Origin of the sequence: Natrinema gari JCM 14663 (assembly GCF_000337175.1) — an archaeon.
GTDB lineage: Archaea > Halobacteriota > Halobacteria > Halobacteriales > Natrialbaceae > Natrinema > Natrinema gari.
The window spans coordinates 1-25,694 of sequence record NZ_AOIJ01000063.1 but is presented as its reverse complement, the minus strand read 5'-3'; the positions used below and the strand labels follow the sequence as shown (position 1 = coordinate 25,694).

Here is a 25,694-nt window from a genome sequence, read left to right as displayed (position 1 = left end):
AAAAAGCGAGAGCCCTAAATACACGGAGTCGAACGGTGTAGACGAGAATAGCCGTGGCAACAGAGTCGTTTCCCCGCCCGATCGGCACGCGACGCCGCTTTTCCGCACTGCTCACAGCGACCGCGCTGGGCGTCTATCTGCTGTTGATCGTCGGCGCGACGACTTCGCTGACGAACGCGGCCGCGTCGTGTTCGACGTGGCCGACCTGTCACGCCCCGGTCGACCCGTTGAATCAGACCGAACTCGCGATCGCATGGGGCCATCGGCTCACTGCTGTCGTCGTCGGCCTGCTCGTCGCCGCCACGGCGTACGCCGCCGCCTTCGGTGACGCCTCGCGGCGCGTCCGGACGACGCTCGTCGCCGCCGCCGCGCTCTACGTCGTCCAGGTCGGCGTCGGTGCCGCCACCGCGACGATCGGTCCCGAGGCGATCCTCCCCGGTCTCCACCTCGCGCTCGGGCTCGTGATTTTCTCGGGAGTCGTCCTCGCGCTTGCCTGGGACCTCGAACTCGCGACCGGCAGCGCGGACGAGGACGGCATCGACTCGCCGACCCCGCTCGAGGAGTCGACGCCGACCGCCCCCGAACGCACGCTGCCCACGAGTCGGGTGGCCCGCGCCCGACTGACCGTCTTCGCCTACTTCAAGATGATGAAGCCGCGTCTGATGTGGCTGCTCTGTCTTGTCGCCGCCGCCGGAATGGCGCTGGCCGCCGGCCACGACCTCGAGACCGCGACGATCATCGCGACGCTCGGCGGTGGCGTCCTCGCAATCGGCGCGAGCGGGACGTTCAATCACGTCCTCGAGCGCGACGTGGATCAGAAGATGTCCCGCACCGCCGACCGGCCGCTGGCGGTGGACCTGATTCCGGTCCGCAACGCGCTGGCGTTCGGACTCGCGCTGACCGCGGCGTCGCTGGCCGCGTTCCTGACGATCAACCGACTCGCGGCGGCGCTCGGGCTCGCGGCAATCGTGTTCTACAGCGTCGTCTACACGCTCTTGCTCAAGCCGAACACGGTCCAGAACACGGTCATCGGGGGGGCTGCCGGCGCGTTGCCCGCACTCATCGGCTGGGCGGCCGTCACGAACGAGATCGGCTGGCCGGGACTCGCGCTCGCGGGCGTGATCTTCCTGTGGACGCCGGCGCACTTCTACAACCTCGCGCTGGCCTACAAGGACGACTACGCTCGCGGCGGGTTCCCGATGATGCCCGTCGTCCGCGGGGAGACCGAGACGCGAAAGCAGATCGTCTACTACATCGCCGCGACGCTCGTGAGTTCGATCGCGCTGGCCTGGATCACCGACCTCGGCGCGCTGTACGCCGGCACGGTCGTCGTCTTCGGCGGCGTCTTCCTCTGGGCCGCCGTGCGGCTCCACTTCGAGCAGACCGAGGCCGCCGCGTTCCGGTCGTTCCACGCCTCGAACGCCTTCCTCGGGGCGGTGCTGGTCGCGATCCTCGTGGACGCGCTCGCGTTCTGACGGGCTATCCTCGAGAACGGATCGAAACGCCTGTTTTGAATCAGCCGATCACACCTGTGTGAACACGTTTCGACGCCAAGCGGTGGCTCGAGTCCACGGCGGGCGGTCGAACGACCCGCGCAAAAGTCGGCTGGGACGCCACCGAGTACCGACGGCGTCGCAGGCCCGTGCTCACCAGAGCAGGTGCGGCCAGACGAAGGTAAACAGGACCCAGATGATGGCCGTCAGCACGACCGTCATGATCGCGTTCAGGACCAGTCCCGCCCGGAGCATGTGACGTTGTTTGACGTACCCGCTGCCGAACACGATGGCGTTGGGCGGCGTCGCGACGGGGAGCGCGAAGGCGAAGCTCGCGGCGATCGCGCCGGCGACCGAGAGGAAGAGCGCGGTCGAGAAGTCTGTCAGCCCGAGCGTCGCCGAGAAGACACTCCCGAGGCTGATCAGAATGGGGACGATGATGCTGGTCGTCGCGGAGTTCGACGTCATTTCAGTGAGGAAGATGACGACCAGCACGACCGCGCCGATGACGAGGATGATGGGCGCGCCGACGAGTCCGCCGAACACGGTGTCGGCGATCCACTCCGTCGCGCCCGTGTCAGCCAGCGCGTTCGCGAGGGAGATCCCGCCGCCGAACAGCAACAACGTCCCCCAATCGATGTCGACCAATTCCTCCCACTCCATCGTGTCGGCCAGCACGAGCGCGGGAATCGCCGCGACGCCGACCATGACGTAGTAGAGCAGTCCCTCGTGACCCTCGACGCCGAAGACCGTCATCCCCTCGCCGCCGAACACGGTCGTCATCCAGACGGCCGGGAGATACGGCTTGAAGAGGTCGCCGAGTCCGCCGAGCATCCAGAGCCCCGCCGTCACAGCGAAGATCGCCGCCACCCGTTTCCCGCGGGGATCGAGTTCGCCTTCGGCCTCGAGTTGCTCTCGAGCGGTGGCTCGCGCCCGCTCGACGTCCGGTACCTCGGGCGGGTACAGCACGTACGTCAGGATGACCCAGACGATCGGGAGCGTCACGACGACGACGGGGAAGCCGACGAGGAACCAGTCGGCGAACCCGATCTCGTAGTCCAGAATGGCGTTGAGTTGGCTCACGAGGATCGCATTCGGTGGCGTCCCGATGATCGTCCCGACGCCGCCGACGCTCGCGGCGTAGGCGGTCCCGAGCAGCATCGAGATCTGGAGGTTCGTAAACGCGGCCGTGGATTCGCTGTGTCCACCGTCGGCAGCCGTTTCGGTGGCGTCACTCGCCCCGGCTTGCTCGTCCGAGGACGCGAGATCATCCCGGTCGAGGACCTGGCTGAGGACGCCGACCGCGATCGGCATCATCATCGCGGCCGTCGCGGTGTTTGATACCCACATCGACAACACGGCGGTCACGACCATGATCACGAAGATCAGCCGCCGCGGCGAACTTCCCATCTTGGCGATAGAATACAGCGCGATCCGCCGGTCGATATTGTACTTCTGGATCCCGTTGGCCAGCATGAACCCGGCCAAAAACAGGAAGATGATGTGATCGGCGAACCCGACGAGGGCTGCGTCCATCGAGTCGTAGACGCCGGTCCCCGTGAGCAAGACGGGGATCGTCAGCGCGGTGACCGCGAGCGGGAGCGCGCCGGTGACCCAGAGGAACCCGGCGAAGAACATCGTTGCGAGCGCGTACTGGCCCGTCACCGAGAGGCCGGTCGGTGAGGGTGCGGCCCCGATCGCAACCGTCCCGGTTGCTGCCAGAAGGAACTGTACTGATCGCCTGTTTGAACCAGCTAACAGTCGATGTATCATTGATACACGCGAGAATGATCACTATTGTTATTAAGAGTTTACATCCATTGTCGTGCGATGACACCCCAGACCGTCCCGATCAGGGGGTAGCGAGACGGACGCTGATCCCGCGATCTCGCTTTACGGTGGACTCAGCAGCGTCGGCGGAACCGGCTAAAAATGGTCGACGATAGCACGCAACTGCTCGTCGGTGAGGGCCGCACTGTAGAGGTTCAACAGCGTCTCCCGGCGCGCTCGAGAGAGCGATCGATTCCCGCTCTCGAGCATCGAGACGTGGGCCTGCATGAGTTCGTCGACTTCCCGCTCGACCGCCCGTTGGTCGTACCCGGCGGCTACCCGGAGAAGTCGCCAAGCGCGCGGCGAGATGTCGTCGAGAGCGGGACCGTCGGAGCCGTTCATAAGGGACAGTACACGTCAAATGAGAGGCGTCGTTGAAATGTGCTTCGTCAGGGGGTCCCGTTTTTCGCCGTGCTTGCCAGGCAAACCGGGGATCGCCACGCTTGCCGGCCCGTCAGAGCGCTCGCTCGTCGCTGGGCCGCTCGCATCGGTCCGAACAGCCGCGACATCGGGTCGCCCGTTAAAGCGTGTACTCGTACTCGCCGCTTTCGGTTTCGAGGAACGCCTCGAGCAGGTCGATCGTCGCCGCGATGTCGTCGACGTGGGCGGTCTCGGTTACGGTGTGGAGATACCGGGTCGGGATCGAAAGCGCGCCGACGGGTTTCGCGCCCGCGGTGTACTGGAACCCCGCGGTGTCGGTACTGCCGGCGGGTAGGATCTCGAACTGGTGGTCGATCCCGGCCTCCTCGGCGAGCGACTGGAGGCGGTCATGAAGTTTCGGGTTCGTGATGACACTCGAGTCTTTGAGTTTGATCGCGGTTCCCGCGCCGAGTTCGGTGACGTGCTCGCCGGCGTCGAAGCCGGGGATATCGTTGGCGACCGTCACGTCGAGTGCGATCGCCAGGTCGGGGTCGATGTCGATGCCCAGCGCACGAGCGCCCCGCAGACCGAGCTCCTCCTGAACGGTCGCACAGAAGTGGATCGTTACCTGCGGGTCCGTCAATCGGCGGGCCGCCTCGAGCATGGCACACAGACAGACGCGATCGTCGAGGGCCTTGCCGGTGACCGTCTCGCCGACGCGCTCGGTCGTCTGGGACATCGTGACGAGGTCGCCGGGTGAGACGCGCTCCGCGAGGTCCTCGTAGGGAAGGCCGGGGTCGAGGACGATGTCCTCGACGGTGGGGGGCTGCTCGCGCTCGTCGTCGTCTAACGTGTGCGGGGGCGGCGACCCGATAACCGCCGGAATGTCCCCGTCGTCGGCGTGGATCGTTACGCGCTGGGCCTTCAACACCCGCGCGTCCCAGCCGCCGAGCGCGTCGAGTTCGACGAATCCGTAGCCGTCCTCGGATTCCGTGATGTGGCGAACCATAAAGCCGATCTCGTCCATGTGGGCCGCGACGGCCACCGAATAGTCGCGTTCGCCCTCGAGGGTGCCGACGACGTTGCCCATCGCATCGGTTCGCACGCAGTCGACGCTGTCCTCGAGTTCCCGGACGACGAGTTCGCGAACGCGGTCCTCGTACCCGGGGACGCCACTCGTCTCCGTCAGCTCCGTCAGCAGATCGAAATCGAACGGAACGGTTGTCATACTCCCGCGTGGGTCGCGATCACTTATAAGTACGCGGAAAGAAACTCGGTACGACCGGACTGAAGTTTATGGAACCGCCAGCAAATAGCGGTAAGAACCCCGCAACGTGTCGCCAATACTATATTTCTCGCAGCCGTAACCGCGGAGTATTAACGGGTTCGCACACTATACGTGTGTACATGAGTGACGTACGTGTCGCAGGCACAGGGCTGACGTCGTTCGGTAACAGCCCCGAACGGACCAGTCGAGATCTCTTTGCCGAAGCGACCATCACGGCGTTCGAAGAGAGCGGCGTTCCCCGAGACGACGTAGAGGCCGTCCTCTATGGCAACTTCATGGGCGAACTCTCCGAGCACCAGGGCCACCAGGGCCCGTTGATGGCCGAAGCGGCGGGAGTCCAGGCCCCCGCAACCCGATACGAGTCCGCGTGCGCCTCAAGCGGCACCGCAGTCCGCGAGGCGGTTAAACGGATTCGGACCGGCGAGAACGACGTGGTTCTCGTGGGCGGGGCAGAGCGGATGACCAACCTCGGCACCGCGGGCGCGACCGAAGCGCTCGCGATCGCCGCGGACGACCTCTGGGAAGTCCGCGCCGGCGTGACGTTCCCCGGTGCGTACGCGCTGATGGCCCAGGCCTATTTCGACGCGTTCGGCGGCGAGCACGAGGACCTGGCCCACATCGCTGTCAAGAACCACGAGAACGCGCTCTCCAACGAAAACGCCCAGTACCAGCGCGCGATCGAGGTCAGCGACGTTCTCGAGGCTCCGCCGGTCTCGGAGCCGCTCGGCCTCTACGACGCCTGTCCGATCTCGGACGGCGCGTCGGCGCTCGTGCTGACGAGCGAGGCCTACGCCGAAGAACACGATCTCGAGGCCCCGGTCGCGATCACGGGCACCGGTCAGGGCGGCGACCGGATGGCGCTGCACGACCGCGAGCACCTGGCGCGCTCGCCCGCCGCACGTGAGGCCGGCGCGGAGGCGTACGCCGACGCCGGCGTCGACGCCGGTGACGTGGACTTCGCGGAGGTCCACGACTGCTTTACCATCGCCGAAGTGCTCGCGCTCGAGGCGCTCGATCTCGAGCCACTCGGCGAGGGGATCTCGGCGGCCCGCGACGGCCGGACGACCGCGGACGGCGAGACGCCGATCAACCTCTCGGGGGGCTTGAAAGCGAAGGGGCACCCGGTCGGCGCGACCGGCGCATCCCAGATCGTCGAGGTGACCGAGCTGCTGGCCGGCCACCATCCCAACAGCGACCACGTCGCGGACGCGACGACCGCCGTCGCCCACAACGCGGGTGGCACCGTCGCGAGCGCGACCGTTCACGTTCTGGAGGTGGACCGATGAGCGAGTCCGATGTCGCCGACGCCGGCTTCGACGAGTGGCTCGCGGCCGCCGCGGAGGGCGACGCCTACTACCTCGAGTGCGCGAACGGCCACGGTTCCCTGCCGCCGCGCCGCGTCTGTCCCGACTGCGGCTCGACCGACATCGCCGAGGTCGAACTCCCCGAAACGGGCGAGATCCGGACGGTTACGGTCACGCACGTTCCGACGCCGGCCTTCGAGGAAGACGCTCCCTACGCGACGGCCGTCGTCGACTTCGGCCCCGTTCGCCTGACCGGACAGGTCGTCGGCATCGACGTCGGGGACGTCGAGACCGGACTCACCGTCGCCCTCGAGATCACGACCTCGGAGACGACGGGCGAGCGCGTGATCGGCCTCCGGCCGGTCTAACGGTTCGGGAGCGACGATCGCGAATCCCTTTCCGACTCGATCGCAGGCAGTTCCGACTCGATTATTCGCTCGAGCCCGCGTCGGCACGCGGGAGCTCCGCGCTCAGATACTCGACGAACGTGTCGGGATGTTCGGCGTGGGGCAACTGCGTCGCGTAGTCGATGACGACCAGATCGAGGTCGGCCGCCTCGGCGAGGTTCCGGCCCTCGCGCAGCGGGACGAGTTCGGCGTCGCGGCCCCAGACCAGCGTCGCCGGTGTCTCAAGGGCGGCCAGTTCCGTCGCGAGGTCGAAGTCGGGGTCGAGGGTGCCCGCGGCGAAGGAGGCCGGGGCGTAGCGCGCGCCGGGCTGGTGGGCGTTGTCCCAGGCGTAGCCGACTTCCGCGGCGCTGACCCGGTCGGCGTCGTAGTAGCCGTCCCGGTCGTAGAAGTACCGGATCGAGGGTTTGCTCGCGAGCAGGTTGTACAGCGTCGTGCCCACGATCGGCGTTCGCAGGAGGGTCCGGACCCACGGCCGCTCGTCGGTCGTCTCGTCGGCCGGACAGATCAGGACGAGCCGCTCGAACGCGGTCTCGTCGGCGGCGTCAACGGCGAACGTCCCGGACAGCGACGAGGCGACGACGATCGGCTCGTCGGTGATCTCGGCCGCGAAGTCGCGCACGAATTCGCCGTAGAGGGCTCCGGAGTAGACCAGGGGCGGCCGCTCCGAGCGACCGAATCCGGGAAGATCGACCGCGTAAACGTGGTAGTCCTCGGCCAGTTGTTCGACGATCGGCTCGAACTCGTGGCTGCTCGCGCCCGCATAGACCCCGTGGAGCAGAAGCATGTCGGGATCGTTCGGATCGCCGGCGACGGTGTAGGTCGTCTCGATCCCGCGCCAGCGATACGTCCGTTCGATACCGACCAGCGGGTTCTCGAGGTCGCTCGCACGTCGCTTGAGGAGGCGGTTCCCGAGGACGACACCACCGACGGCTCCGAGGGCTGCACCGAGGACTGTTCGGGCTTTCATAACGGGGCGTTGGACGGCAACGGCCTTAGACTTCAGGTCTCGGTTCGGTGCGCCGGGCGATGCTCCGCTCTCAGACGGCGTGACCGCGACTCCACCGGCCCCAACGGGCCTCGATGGCGTGCAGGACGAGGTACAGGAGCAGAAACACGCCCAGAAGTATCGGTCCGAGGGCGTAGCCGACGGCTAGCGTTGCGATCGCCCACCCGATCGGAGAATCGGTTTCTCGCTCGGTCGCATCGACGTAGACGGCATACGCTCCCGCGATCAGCAGGACGCTGTACAGAGGACCAAACATACGAAAAAAATTATATTTCTCCCCCATTAGTGTTTTGATTGCTGAACAGTATTGTTTGGTATCATTTCGGACAAGCGGCGTAATGCTCGAGCGGCGAGCGAGGCTGAGCCGGATAGGCGAATGCACTCATTCCGAACCGCCGCTCTCCCTGTTTGGTACCGCTACTCCTGGCTCGAGCCGTCCCCGCGCGTTTCGGTCTCGAGGTTCTCGATGCAGGTCTCGACGGGGGCGAGCATGTCGCTGGCGATCGAGTACGGGTCCGTCTCGCCCAGCCGAACGGCCTCCGCGAGCCCGTCGATCCCGCCGCTGTCGGCGAGTTCGTCCTCGAGCAGCGAATGGACGTCCTCGCGTAACAGGGTGCGGATCTCCTCGGCGTGGCGCTGGCGGACCTTCTCGGCGTGAGTGCCGGAGTCGACGAGATGCGTGCGATGGTTCGTGAGTTCGTCGATGAAGGTCTCGACGCCGGTCCCTTTCGTCGCGACCGTTTCGACGATGGGCGGGGTCCAGCCCTCGTCTTCGTCAGCCGTCGCCTCGACGGCGGCGTCACTGCCGCTCATCACGTCGGCACCGTGGTGCCCGCCGCTGCCGCCGGCGAGGCCGCTCTCCTCGCCGAGATGGACCATCTCCCGGAGTTCCTGCACGGTGCGGTCCGCGCCGTCGCGGTCGGCCTTGTTGACGACGAAGACGTCGGCGATCTCGAGGATGCCGGCTTTCAGCGTCTGGATGTCGTCGCCCGAACCCGGCGGGACGAGCACGGCGACGGTGTCGGCGGTCCGAACGATGTCGATCTCGTTTTGTCCGGCACCGACGGTTTCGATGATGATCTTGTCCTTCCCGAAGGCGTCCATCGCCTTCACCGCGTCCGCGGTCGCCGTCGAGAGGCCGCCGAGCGTGCCGCGAGCACTCATCGACCGGACGAAAACGTCCATATCGCCCACGGCAGAGGCCATCCGAATCCGGTCCCCGAGAACGGCACCGCCGCTGAACGGCGAGGAGGGATCGATCGCGATGATCCCGACCGTCTCGCCGCGGTCGCGATACTCTTCGGCGAGCTTGTCGACCAGCGTCGACTTGCCCGCGCCCGGCGAGCCGGTGATCCCGATCACGTCGGCGTCGCCGGTATGTGCGTAGAGCTCCGACACGAGCTCTCGATAGCCCGGCGACCGATTCTCGATCTTCGAGATGACCCGGGCGAGCGCGCGGTGTTCCCCCGCCAGTAGCGCCTCGAGCAGCGACTCGTCGTCGGCGTCCATGGTCATCGCTGCGGCGCGTTCTCGCGGACGAACTCGATGGTCTCCTCGATCGAGGTCCCAGGGCCGAAGATCGCGGCGACGCCGGCCTCTTTGAGTCCTTCGCGGTCCTCGTCCGGAATGACGCCGCCGGCGAGAACGAGCGTGTCGTCTTTGGCACCGTACTCCTCAAGCCCGTCCATGATCTTCGGGACGAGCGTGTCGTGGGCCCCCGAGAGGATGGAGATGCCGAGCACGTCGACGTCCTCTTGGACCGCGGCCTGGACGATCTCCTCGGGCGCTTTGTGCAGGCCGGAATAGATAACCTCGAAGCCGGCGTCCCGGAACGCGCGGGCAATGACGTGAGCGCCGCGATCGTGACCGTCGAGACCGACTTTGGCGACGAGACACCGAATCGACTCCGCTTCCTGTTCGCTACTCATACCCACCCATACCCGAGCCGACTGTTTGACTTTAACGGAAGTTGGTGGGGGTTGAAGCGTCAGTGACGAAACTCGCTTTCCGATCCGACTCGAGCACGACTGTGGCCGGTCCGATAAAATACCATGACTGTCGTTTCTCACCGAAACCGGTCCGAACCAAAGGCTAAAGAACGAAACGACCGAACATTCCGGCAATGACTATCATTCGTCTATTGCGGAGGGATCTATCGTGGGCGTTGAAATAAAGGAAACGCGAGTGACCGACGCGGAGTTCGAGGAAATGAAGGGGTTCGTCTTCGAGTATCTCGCCGCCAGCGTCGAGAAGGAAGAGGAAGGCGGCCGCATGCGCTGGTACCCCTGGCACTCCGCCGAGTACCGGCACAACCACATCCTCAACGTCGTCGATCTCGCGACCGACATCGCCGAGGCGGAGGGCGCGGACGTCGACGTCACCCGCGTCGCCGCCCTCTTTCACGACGTCGCCAAACTCGAGACTGACCAGGAACTCCACGCCGAGGCCGGCGCTCACGTCGCCCGCGAGTACCTCGAGTCGCGCGCCGAGTACCCCGAGTCGTTCATCCAGCAGGTGTGTCGCGCCATCGAACACCACTCCTATCAGGGCGACCTGACGGATCTCGCCCTCGAGACCCAGTGTCTCATCGAGGCTGACCTCCTCGACAAGGTCGGCGCGAACGGTATCGCCCTGATGCTGTTGCGGATGGGCTACGAGGCCCGCACCCACATGGACTCCGACGAGATGGTCGAGCGCGTCCTCGAGCGAGGGTACGACGCCGCCTCGCGCGTCCAGAGTGAGACCGCCGAGGGCATCGCCCACCAGCGTCTGAAACGCGTCAAGTGGTTCAGAGAGTGGCTCGAGGACGAAATCGCCGCGCTGGGCGAGTAAATCGACGCGTCCGCACACGGCGAATCCCGGTCGCTCAGACGATTCGAGCGGCCCCCAGCAGCAGGAACAGCACTCCGAACCCGACGAGGACGACCGCGCTCAGCGCTGCGATCATGGGTGCGAAGGCGTCGACGCGCTTTCCCGCCGCGACCAGCGCCGCTGGATAGGCGACGACCCAGAGCGCGATCCCGGCGAAGAACCCGATTAGCAGTACCGGCGAGCCAGTTTGGACGACCAACGTTCCCTCGAGCGTCCCGCCGACGGCCGGCGCGTACGATAACACGTCGAGCGTTCCCGACTCGAGCAGGCCGACGCCGACGGTGAGCCAGAAGCCGATCTGATAGGGGTTGGTCAAAGAGAGGACGAACGTTTTCCGAAATCCCGTGGCAGCGGCCCGACCGGCGTCGGTAAACGACGTAGTGGTCCGCGCGTCGTCGACCGCGCCGATGGCGAAGTATAACATCAGACAGCCGCCGGCCAGATAGAGCGCCGGGCGGACAGCTGGAACGCCGTCGAGGACGGCGACGAGCCCGGCAAGCGTGAACACGAGGAACACCGCGTCCGCCAGCATCGCGCCGAGCCCGGCCCGGAACCCGGCCGCCCAGCCGCGGACGACGCTCTCCTCGGCGATGATCGCGTTCATCGGCCCCGGTGGAGCCGCCAGCGCGAGTCCGAAGACGACGCCGGCCAGTGTAGTGGTAACGGGCGAAGCCACGAGTCTCGGTCTCGACTGGGCGCGCTGCCGTGAAAAGCTCAGTGATCGACTCGAGCCGGCGTTGCGCGGTGCCGACCGCCGTCACCGATTCGACGGCCCGTCCGAATCACTCCGACTCCGTCGTCGGGCTCGTCGGCCCCTCGAGCGCACCGGGCGCGATCGAACACCCACAGGGCGTCGCGATCCGTTCGAACGGACCGCGCATCGTCACCTGTGAAACCGGCGTGCCACAGCGGGGACAGTCGGGAAGCGGCGGCCCGTCGTCGGCCGAGTCGGTCATCGATGCCACCCCGAACCGATGAGACGGAGCGGGCGTTCGTGGACATGGGTGCTCGAACACGGCCGTCGAATCGATCGATCTGTCAATATGACGTTACCGTTCTGTTGCCGAAACTTATATCTATTGAATACTAGCTTAGAAAATAATGCTCGCCGTTCGGTCTCCGTCAGGGTTCCGTATCGATAGCTACCGAGCGCGTCGGGCCCGACTGCATTCCGTCGCTCGAGTGGCTGGAGTCGGTCGTTCGGCGCGCGAACCAGTGTTTTCTTTTCGGTTCGGATCGTGGGCTGACACGTGATGGGGCGTCGGACTCGATTCGAAACGACCGACTGGAGTCCCCGCGACCGACCCACGGAGGTGTGCCAGAATGAGACGACGCGAACTACTCGCCGGTATCGGTAGCGTCGGCGTTCTCACCGGTGGAGTCGGCGTCGTCCTCGGAGGGGTGCCGTCGTTCGGGGACGAACCGGCCGCCGAGTCGGAACCCGACGAGGGAGCGGAATGGCCGATGGAACTAGCGACACTCGACGCTCGAGGGAGCGAGGCCGGGACGCTGTTGATCCCCAACGACGGGATCACGGTCGCCGAGTTCTTCGTCACGGGCTGTGGCCACTGCCAGGCGCAGATGCCGCGCCTCGCCGAGGCTCGGTCGCGACTCGTCGACGACTACGGCGAGGATCTCACAGTGGTGTCCGTCACCTATCAGTCGTCGGACTCGCTCCCGGACGACGAACTCCGGACGTGGTGGCGAACCCACGACGGCAACTGGGCCGTCGGGCGCGATCCGGAATCGTCGCTGGCGGCACACTACGGCATCATCGGCTATCCGGTGACGACCGTCATCGACGAAACGGGCGAGAAACGCTGGGAAAAACTCGGCGTCAAATCGAGCGACGCCATCGTACAGGCGGTCGAGACAGCATTCGAGTCGTTCGAACGGGATCACGGGACCTCCGGAACCGAGTCGAACGACTCGACGACGGCCTGATCGGTCGTTTCGGCGCGACTCCGTGCCCGAACGACGGGTACCGGGAGCCAGATCGGGGACGCTACGCCTTCGCCTGCCAACTCCGGATGCGATCGGCGCTGACGCCCTCGACATCGTCCGCAACCGCGTCGGGGTCGGCATCGATCAGGTCTTCGAGGTCCTCGATCCCCGCGTCGGCGAGTTTCTCGACGGTCTTCGCACCGACGCCGTCGAGCGCCTCGAGATCGGACCCCGAGTCGCTTTCGCGGGCCTGGAACTCCTGGTAGTTACAGATCGGACAGCCCAGTTCCCAGGGCTCGTCGCCGCTGTGGACGACGAGTTCGGGCAGGTCGTGTTCCTCACAGCGCTCGTCGGTGACCTCGATCTCGCCGCGGCGGGGCAGGGGCAGCGAGTACTCGCAGTCGGGATAGCGCGTACAGCCCACGAGGCGGGAGCCGCTCTGGAGGGTTTTGACCGCCAACTCGCCGCCGTGGTCCTCACCACAGTCCGGACAATCGCCCAGTACTGGCCCCTCGCCGGCGTTTTCTGCCTTACAGAGCGGGCAGCCGTGGACGAACGTCTGCCGGCCCGCGAGCATCTTGACCTCGTTGAGCCCGTGTTCCGCACACTCCTCGTCGAGGATGAGCGGCTTGCCGGTCGACGGGAGCGGTAGCGTGTTCTCGCAGTCGGGGTAGCCGTCACAGCCGATGAAATAGGAGCCGTGACGGCTCCGGCGGACGAGCAGGTCCTCGCCACACTCCGGACAGGGGCCGAGTCGCTTGTCGTCTTTCAGCGACTTCCGGAGGTGGTCGCCGATTTCCTCGCGCGAGTCCGCGAGGTTCGCGAAGATCTCCTCGAGCATCTCGCGGGAGTCGTCAGTGACGTCGTCGAGCGTGGCCTCGCCGCTGGCGATGGCGTCCATGTCGGCCTCGAGTTGGGCGGTCATCTCCTCGCTGACGATCCGGTCGGCGTAGTTCTCGGCCGCGTCGACGACGGCCATCGCGAGCTTCGTCGGTCGCGGCGGATCGCTCTCGATGTAGCCCCGATCGTAGAGCTTCTCCAAGGTATTGTGGCGGGTCGACTTCGTTCCGATCCCCATTCCCTCCATGGTCTCGATGAGCCGCGACTGGCCGTATCGACGCGGCGGCTGGGTCTGTTTGTCCTCGAGTTCGACATCGGAAAGCGCCAACTCCTCGCCCTCGTCGACGTCGGGGACGTAGTTCTCCGTCGTACTGAAGTACGGGTAGATGTCGTGATAGCCGGGTTCGATGAGGCGTTTGCCATTCGCCTTGAGCCGGTGATCGTTGGCTTCGGCAACGACCTTGAGGTGTTCCCAGACCGCGGCGTCGGCGACGGTCGCGTAGAACCGCCGGACGACGAGTTCGTAGACCTCCCACTCGTCGTCCGAGACGTCTCCGCGGCTTGGGATCTCGCCGGTCGGATGAATCGGCGGGTGGTCGGTCGTCTCCTCGTCGCCCTCCGTCGGCGTGATCTCGTCGGCCTCGAGCAGCGACTCGGCGCTGTCGCCGAGCGACGGATGGCTGACGAACTCGTCTAAGAGGTCCTCGGGATCGAGGTCGTCGGGGTAGACGGTGTTATCGGTCCGCGGATAGGTGATGTAGCCGGCGGTGTAGAGATCCTCGGCGATCGACATCGCCCGTTTGGCAGAGTAGCCGATGGCGCTCGCCGCGCGGATGAACTGGGTCGTGTTGAACGGCTCCGGCGGCGTGTCGGTACGGGTCCGCCGGGTGACGTCGACGACGGTCGCCACATCGCCGTCGGCGAGCGTCTCGTAGACCTCGTTGGCGACGGGTTCCTCCCAGATGCGTTCGGCCTCGTTGTCGTCCTCGTCGCGGTAGAAGTACTGGGCCTCGAAGCTCGTCTCGTCCTTTCGCAGATCCGCAAACAGCTCCCAGTACTCCTCGGGCTCGAAGGCCTGAATCTCGCGCTCGCGGTCGACGATCAGTTTGAGGGTCGGCGACTGTACCCGGCCGACGGAAATGAAGTCGTCGCCGAGTTGGCCCGCGGACAGGGAGAGATAGCGGGTGAGCGCGGCCCCCCAGATGAGGTCGATAATCTGGCGGGCCTCGCCGGCGGCCGCGAGGTCGAAGTCGAGGTCGTCGGGTTCGTCGAACGCGTTCTGCACTTCGTTTTCCGTGATCGAGGAGAACCGAACCCGGCGGATCGGCACGTCGTCATCGACGTTCCGGACGATGTCGTAGGCCTCCTTGCCGATCAGTTCCCCCTCACGGTCGTAGTCCGTCGCGATCGTCACGCGCTGTGCCCGACGGGCCAGGAGTCGCAGCGTCGCAACGATGTTCTCCTTCGTCGCCGTCTTCTCGACGTCGGCGTCGATCAACTCGACCGGTTCGACGTCCCGCCAGTCGGAGTACTCCGAGGGGAAGTCGACCCCGACGACGTGGCCCGACAGCCCAACACAGCGCTTGCCGCCCCACTCGTAGACGTTGACGCCGTTCTCGCGGCTCGAGTCGTAGGTCCCGCCGGAAAGGATGTCGGCGATCCGGCGAGCCGCGTTGTCCTTCTCCGTGATTATTAGCTCCACCGGGGGTCACCTCCCGCTTCGCGAGCGTCCGGCTGCCGTCGTCGCGGACGAGTGTCGGTCATTGTCGGTCGGTACGATTGAGCCTCTGATAACGCTTTCGCCAAAACCGACCGACAGCGCGGGTGTACGTGTGGTCGCGGGCTCGCGTGAGCGTGTGCGCGAGGACCCTGCGCCAGCGAGCCGAGGCTGGTTCGACGCGTGCGAACGAAAAGACACGAGAGGAAATCAGCCGGAATCCGATGGAACGGGATTGCGAGGCCGGACCCCTCCCGAACGCGCGTTTACGTGAGTCCCTCACGAACGTTGCATGAGTTCCGATCGCGGCTGCGATAGGCTTTTCACTACCAAGTCATACCACCTAGTTGTATGAGCGAATTCGAGCAGTTCAGTCAGGTCGGCGAAGCCGATGTCACCCGCGCGATCGGACAGGAGTGGACCGAGGAGTTCATGGATTTCTCGGACTCGGACGTCATCATCGTCGGCGGCGGCCCCTCGGGGCTGACCGCGGCGAAGGAACTCTCCGAGCGCGGCGTCCAGGTAATGGTCGTCGAGAAGAACAACTACCTCGGGGGCGGCTTCTGGCTCGGCGGCTTCCTGATGAACAAGGTCACGGTGCGTGACCCCGCACAGCAGATCCTCGAGGATCTCGACGTGGACTTCAAGCAGTCCCAGGACAGCGAGGGGCTGTACGTCGCGAACGGTCCGGAGGCCTGTTCCGGGCTGATCAAAGCCGCCTGCGACGCCGGTGCGAAGATGCAGAACATGACCGAGTTCACGGACATCGTCATCCGCGAGGACCACCGCGTCGGTGGCATCGTCATGAACTGGACGCCGGTCCATGCCCTGCCGCGCGAAATCACCTGTGTCGACCCGATCGCGGTCGAGGCCGATCTGGTCATCGACGCGACCGGCCACGACGCGATGGCGGTCAAGAAACTCGACGAACGCGGCGTCCTCGACGCACCGGGTATCGGCGACGCCGAGGAATCGGCGACGGGCATGGACAGCACCGACGACGACACCTATGGCGCGCCCGGCCACGACTCGCCCGGTCACGACTCGATGTGGGTCGGCAAGTCCGAGGACGCCGTCGTCGAACACACCGGGCTCGTCCACGACGGCCTCATCGCCACGGGGATGGCCACCGCGACGACCTACGGCCTGCCGCGCATGGGGCCGACGTTCGGCGCGATGCTCGTCTCCGGGAAACGGGCCGCCCAGGAGGCGCTGGACGAACTCGAGATCGATGCCGACCCCGTCGAACTGACATCGCGTGCGGCCCCCGCCGACGACTGAGCGGACACGAGGGGGCGACGGGAAGCGGAACCGTGCCGGTAGGTTCGCGGCCGGGCGACTGGGTGAGGTATGAGTGGATCGACGTGTTTTCCCTCGAGAACGCGTGTCTGAGTTCGCTCGTCCCGACTGAAACGAGTACCACGCTGCTCGCAAACTGTCGTACACTCAGGTGGACAATGTCGTGTGAGAAGGAAACGCTGTAGCTGTTGTTAGACTTCCGTATCAGACCTAGATGTCCAACTACTCGGTTTCACATACTATATGTAGATTCGATATATTTGGCGATGATCAGTTCAGCAGACGATCCGTCTCCGGATTCGTAACGTGCCGGTGCGACCGGACGCGAGCCAGCGCGCGGCTCACATCGCGATCACCGAGACCGTGGTTCGACGGTGATCGGGAGTGTTTCTGCGCTGTCGCCGACCACGATCCGACAAGCGACGATCCGCGACACTCGAGCCGACGCCGGCCGTAATGGTTTTTCACGGACTGTAACGGGACGCACCATGTCTCCGACGCCGTGTTGTCCAGCGTCTCGGTGGGATAAATCACCAACCGACGCCAGTCAACGCGTGACTCCGATTTTGGAGACGAACAACGTGGAAACCAGATCAGCTAGCAACACATGTACAAACTGGTACTTAGAGAGAAATAGTTTCTCTCGAACTGCTTCAGAGATCCACAAAGAACAACTTCACATTAGTTTCTTGAGCAATTTTGGTCACAGTCTCGACCGCGATGCGAGTGTCGTTCCGCCTCGATTCACCGAACGGGATGACGCCGGACGATCACGGTGTGGACTGCGAGCCGACTCGAGCGCTCGAGGGGTCAGCCGAAGAGTTGGCGCATCATCGGATGCATTTCCATGAGTTGCTCCTCGGCGATCTCCTCGTAGAGTTTGTACGTGATACTGACCGTAAGCAGCAGTGACGTCCCCGAAATCCCGCCGATGGTGCCGAGCATATTCGCGAGCACAGCCAGGATACCGACGAGCAAGCCGCCGAGGACGGCGACCTGCGGAATGTACCGCTCCATGACTCGCTCGATGACGCCGACGTTCTGCCGGAAGCCGGGGATCTGCATGCCGGAGTTATCGATCTGTTGGGCCGTCGATTCGGGCCCCATATCGGCGGTTTCGACCCAGAAGACGGAAAACACGATCCCGCCGCCGAGCATGAACACGAGGTCGATCGCCACGCGGAGGACGACCTGCCAGGGATGCTGTGTCACGCTGCCGGTCCACCACATCCACTGCCGCGGGGTGTGGATCGGGTTCAAATAATAAAACAGCCCACCGACGGGGCTCCCGTTCGCGTACACACCGAGCCACGCGGGGAGGGTGTCTCCGAACTGCCGATACAGAATGCGGCCGAGAAACTGGATGTTCCCCTGCAGCGCGCGGACGAAAATCAGCGGGAGGACGCTCGCATAGATGAGTTTGACCGGAAACCGTCCGCGAGCGCCCTTGACTCGAGCATGCGAGAGCGGAATCTCGACACGAACGCTCTCGGCATAGACGACGATGCCGAAGATCAGCAGGGTCGTCAGGAGTGGAACGATATTGCCGACGCCGAACAGCAGCGACTGGAGCCCCGCTTCGGTAAGCGGGGAGCCGACTTGAATGTCTCCGAGCAGGATTTCGACCCAGGCGATCAAGACGCCGGGTCGCTGGCCGGTGAGTCCGGGAATCGAGAGCAACCCGCCGATGAGTTTCTGACTCACGCCGGCGACGATAAAGAGTCCGACACCGCTCCCGACGCCCCACTTGCTGATGACTTCGTCCATGAGCAGGATCAGGACGCCGCCGATGAATATCTGGGCGAATATGAGCCACTTGACGACGCTCTGTGGGACACTCAGCGCGTGAGCGATGCTCGGGTCGACCGGCAAGAACCCGCCCGCGAACACCAACGGAAGGCCGGTCAGGCAGATCATGACGACGACGAGAAGTTTCTGTAGCCCTTGATAGAGCGTCTGATCACGCGGATCATCGGTGTCTAGCCCCAACAGGTTCGCGCCGCCCAACAGCTGTAAGACGATACTCGCGGTCACTATCGGGCCGATGCCGAGCTGGAGGATCGTCCCCTGGCCACCCGCCAGAATCGATCGGAACTGGCCGAAAATATCGCTTCCCTGATCAGCGCCGAAGAGGTAGACGTTGGACAGGAAGAAATACAAGACGAGCGTGCCGGCCGTCCAGGCGAGTTTCCGACGGAACGGGACGTGTCCCTCGGGTCGGCGGACGGTCGGCATGCGAACGAGGATCGGTTCGGCTGCATTTTTCCAACTCATCGGTACCACGTCGGCGTCGAATGTGGTCGACAACGATACCGGCGGCCGATAAGAACTGGAGTGTCAGTATGGTATCTCATACGCTTCTCTGGAGTTGATACTCATGCCGCAACCGGACGAATCCGTGCCGAGGCAGCGTCTCGACTCGACGTGGACCGCTGGCTGTCGACTGAGTGCTCGTGTTCGAGTTGATCGAGAGGCGATAAAAATACTAGTGGTTCTCACCCGGCAGCGGCTCGTCCGGCGGCACCGCATCGATCACCCGCATCGGACATCGGCGTCCGAACCGATCGAAGGCCGCGATCGAGTCGTCGTCCCACGGGGGCACGGCAACGAAGACGATCCCCTGGAGATCGTCGCGTTTCGTAAGCCGAAGCTCCGAGAGCGGATGGGTAACGAATCGACCGTGCGTTCGTGTCGGCGGGATCTGCAGCTCCATTCCGAAGACGGTACTGACGGAATTACGGCCTTTGGGCAGATAGAAATGCGTGAATACGGGCATCGATTCGGGAATGTCCGCGCGACTCGAGATCCGACTGGCGGGCGTCACGGCCAGTCCGATCGAAAGCGACTCCGGCTCGGCGCGGCGAGCCGTCTCGAGCAGCGTCTCGAGCAGCGGCCGCGTGATGTACACCGGCTGCCGTTCATCCGTCGGCGAGACCGGCTCCGATGAGAGTGCTGCCGAAACGCCGGTCCGATCACAGGCAACCGCGCCGAGCCCGGCAACGACGCCGAGGAACTCGAGGTCCAGATCGATCGCGATCCCCGGACCGGACAGCGGCACGCTCGAGACGAGATCCATCGTGCTCCCGACGAGGCCGACCGCACACAGACAGACACCGATCGAGAACGCTGCACTCGAGAGCCGGGAGTCGAAGTCGGTGCTCACACGCGACATGGGTGAGCGAAGCCGTCAGTCGAAGGGAGTGCGTCCCGGTCGGCGTGTCGTTGGAACCGTCTCGGTGAATGCAGTGCACGACGGGAGTCCGACCGGCGTTGTAACAATGACTTAGCCATTGTTAGGAGGACGGGGATGCCGGCTGGATGGCGAGCGTTTTCCGAATGAGTTGCCGGGACGCCATCGAGCACAGGAAGTACCAGACGATCCACGTCGCCATCGGACCGACGAGTGGGTCTTGCCACGAGACAGCGCCGGCGAGCGGCACGACGAGCCCGGTCTCGCCGGACCCGAGGTGTCCGCCACGGACTTTCCACCGGAGCCAGAGGAATACCGGAATCGTCAGGAGCATGATCCAGACCATCGGTCGGAACTGCAGTTTGAACATGCCCAGTTGATCGCCGGCGGCCGCCATCTGTTCTTCCCGAATCCGTTCGAGCGCTTCGTCGTCGCCTCGTTCTTTGGCCGCTTTTTGCCGCTCTTGCAGGTCGTTCATTCGCTTCTGATACGCCTGCAACTTCTCGGTGTTCGTGAGACGCGCCTGTAGAACGGTCGAATAGAGGCCAGTCACGATCGCGAGGAGGATGATGACCGCGTAAAACGGGAGGACGTCGGTGATCGGTGCGAGAACGAGATCATCGAACGACGCGACCGTATTCCGAATCCCCGTGTTCCAGTACCCCATAAAGAAGGCGAGCGCCGTCAGCCCGACCGCCTTGTCGTACCAGGCCCACGGTTCGGCTTCGATCTCGTCCCCGTTTTCGTCCGGTTCCGAACCCTGGTCGCGTTCCTCGAGTGCTCGCTGGATGCGGTCCGGATCGGCGATCGCGAACCCGCTGCTCCCCTCCACGAGCGTCCCGGTTCGGATCAACCGTCCCCATTGGTCACTCGACAGCGCGTTTCTTACGTCAGCCCACTGCAACTCCTCGCGTCCACCGTCGCTCCGTTCGAACACGACTGCGATGGCGTCACGCATCGCTGGCTCCTCGAGAAGCGACGCTAACTGCGGTTCTGACATGGCCGTACGTAGTCGTTATCTCAGAGAGTTATCAACGCTTCCCATCGCCGGCGATCGAGAACGGACGTGACTGCGGGTCGGAATCCGTCAGCGAAACATGCGCGACCGCATACAGGAGCCAGCAACGACACCGTGCGTTCGCTGGGACCGAACGCGCGAGCAGGACTGCGGGCTCCGAAGACCGTCGGCCGGCGACGGCCCGCCTTCGGCACTGCCGGGAACCGTGTCCCGAACCGACGGAGTGAGATGGTTCGGTAACAATCACTAAGTCATTGTCAAGCTGGAGTCGGGCTGGACCTGCACCGGGGTCTCGCTTCGATCGGAGCGCGTCGGTCCGCAGGCCGCGGCACGACGTGTCGGGCCGACTCAGTTCAGCCGAGAACGAGGGGACGCGGCCCGTCGTGCGCCCGGCGAGTATCATCGGGTCTTCGAGGGTTAAATATCGATCTCGACGGTTTCGGTTTCGTTACAGTCCGGACACGTTAACCGATAGAGGATGTGGCCCGACCTGGGTTCCGTCTCGACGTGTGTCTGCCACTCGCTGCCGAGGACGGTATCTTCGAAGCCACAGCCGTGACACGTCTGTCGCTTGTGTTCCAAACTCTCGGTAAACGCCTCGACTCCCTTCTGGTGGTGCTCGGTAAAGTCGCTCATCACGTGATTCTATCAGCCCGACTTACTTAATCATGTCCAAAATTATAAGGGAAGCTACTAGATAATCCGTCCCGACTCTCCCGTCCGCACCCGTCCATGGGGAGCGCATTCGCGGCGGATCCGGCAGCTTGCCCGCGGGAGCGGCGGGCTCGACTCAGGACGCTGTCTCGGCGTCGCTGTCGTGGGAGACCACCTGCCAGTCGGCCGGCGACAGTTCGTGACCGTCGAACCCCTCGTGTTCGGGATACGCCGTGAGAACGAGATACGCGGCTCGATCCCGCAGATAGTCGACCAACGTTCGGAGGTTGTCGCTTGCCAACCCACCGAGTCCGTCGAGGAGCAACACCGGAACGCGCTCGTCGACGTCAAACGCCTCGTGGCCAGCGACCGCTGCGACAAGCCCCAGTACCTCCCGTTCGCCCTCGCTGAGCGCGTCCAGTCGCGCCTCGCGGCCGTCCCGGGCGACGACGAGATCGAACCCGCTCGTGAGACGGGCTGTCTCGAATCCCGTGTCGAATCGCTCCAGGAGGTCGTCGAGCGCGGTCGAAAACGCCTCGCGAGTGCGCCGTTTGATCTCCGCCTTGCGGCCCCTGAGTTCGGAAATCTCCGCCGTCAGCGATGCGTACTCGTCGTCGAGCGTCGACAACTGGTCCGCTTGTGCCTCGGCGTCCTCGAGGTCCGCACGAACGTCCGCGACCTCCGTTTCGGTGTATTTGATCTCGCTTTCCAGTTCCAGGACTCGCTCTTCGGTCGCGTCCACCGCTTCGGCGAGTGTCTCGATACGCGATGCCAGTTCCGCCCGCCGTTCCCGAGCGGTTTCCAGACTCTCTTCGGTCTCTGCCAGTCGCGATTCGAGAGCGCCGATACGATCGGTGAGTTCCGTCTCACGCCGGCGAGCCTGCCGGCTTTCGTCGCGTTTTGCTTCGAGCGTCGCGGCTCGCTCTCGGTACTCGTCGGCTTGCGAATCGAGTTCCCTGATCCGCTCGTCGAGCGCCGCTAACTGCGCCTCGATCCCGTCGCGTGTGGCATCCTCGCCGCAGAGCCAGCACTGTACTGTATCCGCGAGCACGTCGTGGGAAACGTCGGTCAACAGTTCGGTGCGACCCTCATCGAGGACGCGCTTGTTCGCCTCGTAAACCGACTGTAGCAGTTCGACGTCTCGCTCTACGTCGCGGCGCTCCTCGTGGAGCGTCTCGAGTTCGCGTTCGACGTCCTCGCCCGACGGAACCGAGAGCGACTCGAGTTCGGTTCGCTTCTCCGACAGCGTCTCGCGGACGCGCTTGGCCGTCGTCTCGAGACGGTCGATGCGGGAGTCGACGCGATCGCGCTCCGCGCGCAGTTCGCTCAACTGGTCTCGAGAGTCCGTGCCACCGCCGGTCTCGTCGTCGAGCTCGGCTCGTTGGGCGTGCAGTTCGTCGAGGGTCGACTCGAGGTCCGTTACTCGGGTCCGAAGCTGTGGCAGTCGGTCGGCGGCCTCCGCCGCGCGATCGCGTTCCGTCTCGACCCGTTTTCGCTCCGCTTTCAGGTCGGCGATCCGTTCGTCGATGTTTTCGAAATCCAGCGGCCGCGTGAGGAGGTGTTCGATGGTCTCGCCGTTTCGAACGGCCCGTCGGATCTCGTTGGTTTCGTCGAGCGATGCGAACAGTGTCGCACACACTCGATCGTATTCGTCGTGGAGATACGGGGTTCCCGTCCGGGAGACCGACCCCTCCGCCCGCTCGAGAGTGACGGCGAACTCCTCGTCGGCCGTGGTGACGGTGACCTGACCGGTCGCCTGTCCCTCGGTAAGCGGCGTCGCCGTGCCAAGCGCCGTTTCGATGCTCGCGAGAAAGCTCGATTTGCCCTGCCAGTTGGACGCCCGGACGACGTTTACGCCCGGTTCGATGCGCGCCTCTCCCTGCCGAATACCGGCGATGTTCTCGATGGAGAACTGCCACGTCATACCGGGATGGCAGCGGTCGCGACCGCCTCGACGAGGTACGGGTCTTCGAGAACGGCCGTTTGAATCCCCTCGAGGAGTCCGTACGGAACCGCGAGAAGGGACAAGGCGTTCCGCCCCTTCTCTCGGACCGACTCGTCCGACTCGGCGTCGAAGTGCGTCTCACAGACGTATCCGCGTTCGACCGCGTCCGCGAACGGGACCCGGACCGAACACTCCGGACAACTCAGTTTGACCTGCACGTCGACGTCCGCTTGCTCTCCGTTCCGGAGCCGGCCCTTCGAGGCGAGCGACGACAGTACCGACTGGGCCTTTTCCGTGGCCTGTTCGCGAGCCATCCGGACGGTGTCCGTCTCCCAGTCCGTGTCCGCCGGCTGCGTGTCCTTTTCGGCCTCGAGACAGTCCTTGAGGTGGTGACGCATCGTGCTCCAGGAGGGCAGTTCGCTATCGATCTCGTCGATATCGAGTCCATCCGTTGCGAGATCGGCCGCGAGTTCGTCGCGATGGAGCGTCTCATCGCCGGTGATGAGTTCGTATTCGCGGTCCAGATGGACGGTGACGGTATCTCGGTCGTGCTCCTCGTAGAGCCGTTTCAGGAGCCGTTTGTTGAACCACTCCGTGAGGGCTTTGTATCCGTCGGCGGACCGGCCGTCCGAACCGGTCCAGCGCGCCACCAGATACTCGTTGACGGAATCGTACTCCGGGGCGGGGACGGTCAGAGAGTGGCGTTCGATAAGGGTATCGACCTTACATCCCATCGTTGTGGTCTGTTCGAAAGGAGGGCCCGACTGCTAATAAACGTGATCACTATACGCCCGAGCCGTCCCGAACCGCTGCAATCGTGCTGACGGCATAGCCTCCGGGAAGTTTCGCTGACCAGTCCCGCACAGCCACGGCGCTTTGCTCGTGAACCGCGTCCGATAGTCAATAAACTGATATAATGTCCATAGAAGTATTCTTGTGAAATTATGATTGTGGGGAAGGAGATCGGAGCCGGGACACCAGCGACCGAGACAGCGGCCATGATTGTCCCCAATAGATCGCCTTTGTCCACCTCCGACTGGTCGCTTCGATCGACGCAAACCGCTCCCATTGTCCCCTCACACATCGCATTCCGCTGGACTGGCCGCGTGTAGTTGGTTTTCCATGAGGTCGGTCTTATCCGAACTCAGCTCGTCTCGGTGCACTGATCTCCGACCGCAACTGATACTCTGATGGCTTACCATACGAGAGAATAATACAATCAGTTATGTATTAGCCCGCTGAGTGAGTGGCCGGCATCGGTTGCGATACACCCATCTCGACCCAGCCGTCGGTACACGGATCAGTCCGCGATTCGCGCCGCTTGAGGCGACGGCCTCGTCCCGCTGTCGACCGTTCGAGCGATTCAACCGCAACTGTTTCACCAGGTGGTACCACTAGTTAGTACATGGTCGAACGTCTCATCTGCTATCGGTCACCCTCGACGACGGCCGCGGTCGACGACATCACCGCCTGGCTGCGGACGCGACTCGAGGCGACCGTGGCCGTCCGCGATCGGTTCCTCGACGTCCACCGCACGGACGACCTCGCCGAGCGGTTCGCCGAGGCGCGCGTTCCATCCCCCTACGAGCGCGAGACGGGCAACACGATGCTCGGGACGATCCGGTACGAGAAGCGGGCGCTCGAGACCCCCGAGCGCGAGGGCGGGGTTCTCTACGACGGCACCCAGGTACAGCGCGCGCTCAACGCCGCCCTCCCCGCCGACGAGCGCGGACTCGAGACGCTGCACGTCGCGATTCTCGACCGCGCCATCGGGACGTGGGGCGACCACGACGGGCGCTGGCACAAGCGCGTGATCGTCCCCGGCCAACCGGCGCTGGTGTCGGTTCCGGGGCTCTATGAGGCTCCCGCCAAGCCCGAGGCCTACTATAAGGAAAAACAGCGCCATGCCCTCCTCTCCGGGGACGCGCCGCCGCGGGAAGTCCTCGAGAATCAGGTCGACGGCGACTTTCTGGTCGCCGACGACCCGCGGACCACCGAGGCCCTGAAGGGGTACGTGCTGCAGGCGTTTCACTACCTCGAGACCGGCGAGGCGTTCTGCGACCGGGAGGGGTGTCGGCTCTTTAACGCCCACCGGCAACCGGAACTGATCGATGCACAACTTCGCGACCCCGCGTTCTGTGCCGCCCACGCCGACCTGTACGATCGAGCCTGAGTTGGTGCCGGGAGGACGAACCGGTGCGTACTTTTGTGCGAATCCGCGAGCGACAACACACAATGAGTACAGAGTTCACTCACGAGGTCCCCGTTCGCTTTCGGGACCTCGACCCGCTGAATCACGTCAACCATGCCGTCTACGCGAGCTATCTCGAGGCGGCCCGGACCGCTTACATCGAGGAGGTGCTGGGCGTACCCGAGGAGGAGATCGCCTTCGTAGTCGCGACTCTCGAAATCGCCTACGAGCGACCGATCACGTACGACGACGAGCCGGTCGTGGCCCTTTCCGTCGCCGACCTCGGCGACTCGAGTTGTACCATGGAGTACGAGCTGTCTCTTATACACATCTCTGA

The 25,694-nt window shown here is 64.5% G+C and carries 24 protein-coding genes; 8 read left to right on the top strand and 16 right to left on the bottom strand.

The genetic code is table 11. The features are described from left to right. Nucleotides 1–53 precede the first annotated feature (53 nt). On the top strand, nucleotides 54–1,475 hold the full coding sequence (locus C486_RS15675) for a heme o synthase (RefSeq protein WP_008457813.1): 1,422 nt from the start codon (nucleotides 54–56) through the stop codon (nucleotides 1,473–1,475). A 171-nt stretch (nucleotides 1,476–1,646) separates the two neighbouring features. Here C486_RS15675 and C486_RS15670 read toward each other — a convergent pair whose 3' ends face one another. From C486_RS15670 to C486_RS15660, 3 genes are all read right to left on the bottom strand, one after another. Next, on the bottom strand, nucleotides 1,647–3,266 hold the full coding sequence (locus tag C486_RS15670) for an SLC13 family permease (RefSeq protein ID WP_083866044.1): 1,620 nt from the start codon (nucleotides 3,264–3,266) through the stop codon (nucleotides 1,647–1,649). A gap of 153 nt (nucleotides 3,267–3,419) precedes the next feature. After that, nucleotides 3,420–3,665: a hypothetical protein gene (locus tag C486_RS15665; RefSeq protein ID WP_008457811.1), complete on the bottom strand. Its 246-nt coding sequence runs from the start codon at nucleotides 3,663–3,665 to the stop codon at nucleotides 3,420–3,422. A 178-nt stretch (nucleotides 3,666–3,843) separates the two neighbouring features. Beyond that, nucleotides 3,844–4,911, bottom strand: coding sequence for a M42 family metallopeptidase (locus C486_RS15660; protein WP_008457810.1), 1,068 nt, complete (start codon nucleotides 4,909–4,911; stop codon nucleotides 3,844–3,846). 179 nt (nucleotides 4,912–5,090) lie between these two features. On the opposite strand from C486_RS15660, the gene C486_RS15655 reads away from it, so the two are divergent. Together C486_RS15655 and C486_RS15650 are read left to right on the top strand one after the other, a co-directional pair. After that, entirely contained in the window at nucleotides 5,091–6,257 is a 1,167-nt protein-coding gene (locus C486_RS15655) for a thiolase C-terminal domain-containing protein (protein ID WP_008457808.1), read from the top strand. Continuing rightward, nucleotides 6,254–6,643 (top strand): Zn-ribbon domain-containing OB-fold protein, encoded by a 390-nt coding sequence (locus C486_RS15650; protein ID WP_008457807.1) that lies wholly within the window; start codon nucleotides 6,254–6,256, stop codon nucleotides 6,641–6,643. Before C486_RS15655 ends, C486_RS15650 begins: the two co-directional genes overlap by 4 nt. Nucleotides 6,644–6,704: 61 nt before the next feature. Here the strand turns inward: C486_RS15650 and C486_RS15645 are convergent, their stop codons facing one another. The 4 genes from C486_RS15645 to C486_RS15630 all read right to left on the bottom strand — a co-directional run bounded on the left by C486_RS15645 (nucleotide 6,705) and on the right by C486_RS15630 (nucleotide 9,616). After that, nucleotides 6,705–7,649, bottom strand: coding sequence for an alpha/beta fold hydrolase (locus C486_RS15645; protein ID WP_008457805.1), 945 nt, complete (start codon nucleotides 7,647–7,649; stop codon nucleotides 6,705–6,707). A 70-nt stretch (nucleotides 7,650–7,719) separates the two neighbouring features. Beyond that, a complete protein-coding gene (locus tag C486_RS15640) occupies nucleotides 7,720–7,944 on the bottom strand; it encodes a hypothetical protein (RefSeq protein ID WP_008457804.1) in 225 nt (74 codons plus the stop codon). A 161-nt stretch (nucleotides 7,945–8,105) separates the two neighbouring features. Beyond that, complete coding sequence (gene meaB, locus C486_RS15635) at nucleotides 8,106–9,197, bottom strand: methylmalonyl Co-A mutase-associated GTPase MeaB (RefSeq protein WP_008457801.1); 1,092 nt, start codon at nucleotides 9,195–9,197, stop codon at nucleotides 8,106–8,108. A 2-nt stretch (nucleotides 9,198–9,199) separates the two neighbouring features. Beyond that, nucleotides 9,200–9,616 carry a cobalamin B12-binding domain-containing protein gene (locus C486_RS15630; RefSeq protein WP_008457799.1) on the bottom strand — a complete coding sequence of 139 codons (417 nt, stop codon included), beginning with the start codon at nucleotides 9,614–9,616 and terminating at the stop codon, nucleotides 9,200–9,202. Between the two features lie 229 nt (nucleotides 9,617–9,845). Between C486_RS15630 and C486_RS15625 the strand changes: the two genes are divergently transcribed. Next, nucleotides 9,846–10,520: an HD domain-containing protein gene (locus tag C486_RS15625; RefSeq protein ID WP_083866043.1), complete on the top strand. Its 675-nt coding sequence runs from the start codon at nucleotides 9,846–9,848 to the stop codon at nucleotides 10,518–10,520. Nucleotides 10,521–10,554: 34 nt separating this feature from the next. Here the strand turns inward: C486_RS15625 and C486_RS15620 are convergent, their stop codons facing one another. Beyond that, nucleotides 10,555–11,235 carry a LysE family translocator gene (locus C486_RS15620; RefSeq protein WP_008457793.1) on the bottom strand — a complete coding sequence of 227 codons (681 nt, stop codon included), beginning with the start codon at nucleotides 11,233–11,235 and terminating at the stop codon, nucleotides 10,555–10,557. Nucleotides 11,236–11,341: 106 nt separating this feature from the next. Continuing rightward, entirely contained in the window at nucleotides 11,342–11,515 is a 174-nt protein-coding gene (locus C486_RS20420; protein WP_241432516.1) for a hypothetical protein, read from the bottom strand. 367 nt (nucleotides 11,516–11,882) lie between these two features. On the opposite strand from C486_RS20420, the gene C486_RS15610 reads away from it, so the two are divergent. Continuing rightward, entirely contained in the window at nucleotides 11,883–12,503 is a 621-nt protein-coding gene (locus C486_RS15610) for a TlpA family protein disulfide reductase (protein ID WP_008457791.1), read from the top strand. 61 nt (nucleotides 12,504–12,564) lie between these two features. On the opposite strand, the gene C486_RS15605 is transcribed toward C486_RS15610, so the two are convergent. Next, nucleotides 12,565–15,045: a DNA topoisomerase I gene (locus C486_RS15605; protein WP_008457790.1), complete on the bottom strand. Its 2,481-nt coding sequence runs from the start codon at nucleotides 15,043–15,045 to the stop codon at nucleotides 12,565–12,567. Nucleotides 15,046–15,411: 366 nt separating this feature from the next. Between C486_RS15605 and C486_RS15600 the strand changes: the two genes are divergently transcribed. After that, a complete protein-coding gene (locus C486_RS15600; RefSeq protein WP_008457789.1) occupies nucleotides 15,412–16,341 on the top strand; it encodes a sulfide-dependent adenosine diphosphate thiazole synthase in 930 nt (309 codons plus the stop codon). An 828-nt stretch (nucleotides 16,342–17,169) separates the two neighbouring features. On the opposite strand, the gene secY is transcribed toward C486_RS15600, so the two are convergent. From secY to rdfA, 6 genes are all read right to left on the bottom strand, one after another. Next, nucleotides 17,170–18,633 (bottom strand): preprotein translocase subunit SecY, encoded by a 1,464-nt coding sequence (gene secY, locus C486_RS15595; RefSeq protein WP_008457788.1) that lies wholly within the window; start codon nucleotides 18,631–18,633, stop codon nucleotides 17,170–17,172. Between the two features lie 211 nt (nucleotides 18,634–18,844). Next, the gene (locus C486_RS20415) at nucleotides 18,845–19,531 is read right to left on the bottom strand and encodes a hypothetical protein (protein ID WP_008457787.1); all 687 of its coding nucleotides are present in this window, start codon (nucleotides 19,529–19,531) and stop codon (nucleotides 18,845–18,847) included. 121 nt (nucleotides 19,532–19,652) lie between these two features. Then, nucleotides 19,653–20,549: a DUF106 domain-containing protein gene (locus C486_RS15585; protein ID WP_008457786.1), complete on the bottom strand. Its 897-nt coding sequence runs from the start codon at nucleotides 20,547–20,549 to the stop codon at nucleotides 19,653–19,655. A gap of 435 nt (nucleotides 20,550–20,984) precedes the next feature. Then, nucleotides 20,985–21,203 (bottom strand): hypothetical protein, encoded by a 219-nt coding sequence (locus C486_RS15580; RefSeq protein ID WP_008457785.1) that lies wholly within the window; start codon nucleotides 21,201–21,203, stop codon nucleotides 20,985–20,987. A gap of 154 nt (nucleotides 21,204–21,357) precedes the next feature. Then, nucleotides 21,358–23,145, bottom strand: coding sequence for an archaea-specific SMC-related protein (locus C486_RS15575; protein WP_008457784.1), 1,788 nt, complete (start codon nucleotides 23,143–23,145; stop codon nucleotides 21,358–21,360). Next, a complete protein-coding gene (gene rdfA / locus C486_RS15570) occupies nucleotides 23,142–23,900 on the bottom strand; it encodes a rod-determining factor RdfA (protein WP_008457783.1) in 759 nt (252 codons plus the stop codon). The genes C486_RS15575 and rdfA overlap by 4 nt, the downstream gene beginning before the upstream one ends. A 671-nt stretch (nucleotides 23,901–24,571) precedes the next feature. Here rdfA and C486_RS15565 point away from each other — a divergent pair. Further along, on the top strand, nucleotides 24,572–25,339 hold the full coding sequence (locus tag C486_RS15565; RefSeq protein ID WP_008457782.1) for a DUF7001 family protein: 768 nt from the start codon (nucleotides 24,572–24,574) through the stop codon (nucleotides 25,337–25,339). Nucleotides 25,340–25,401: 62 nt separating this feature from the next. Continuing rightward, nucleotides 25,402–25,694: acyl-CoA thioesterase (locus tag C486_RS15560; protein ID WP_169316581.1), on the top strand; the 293-nt coding region annotated here is incomplete at its 3' end.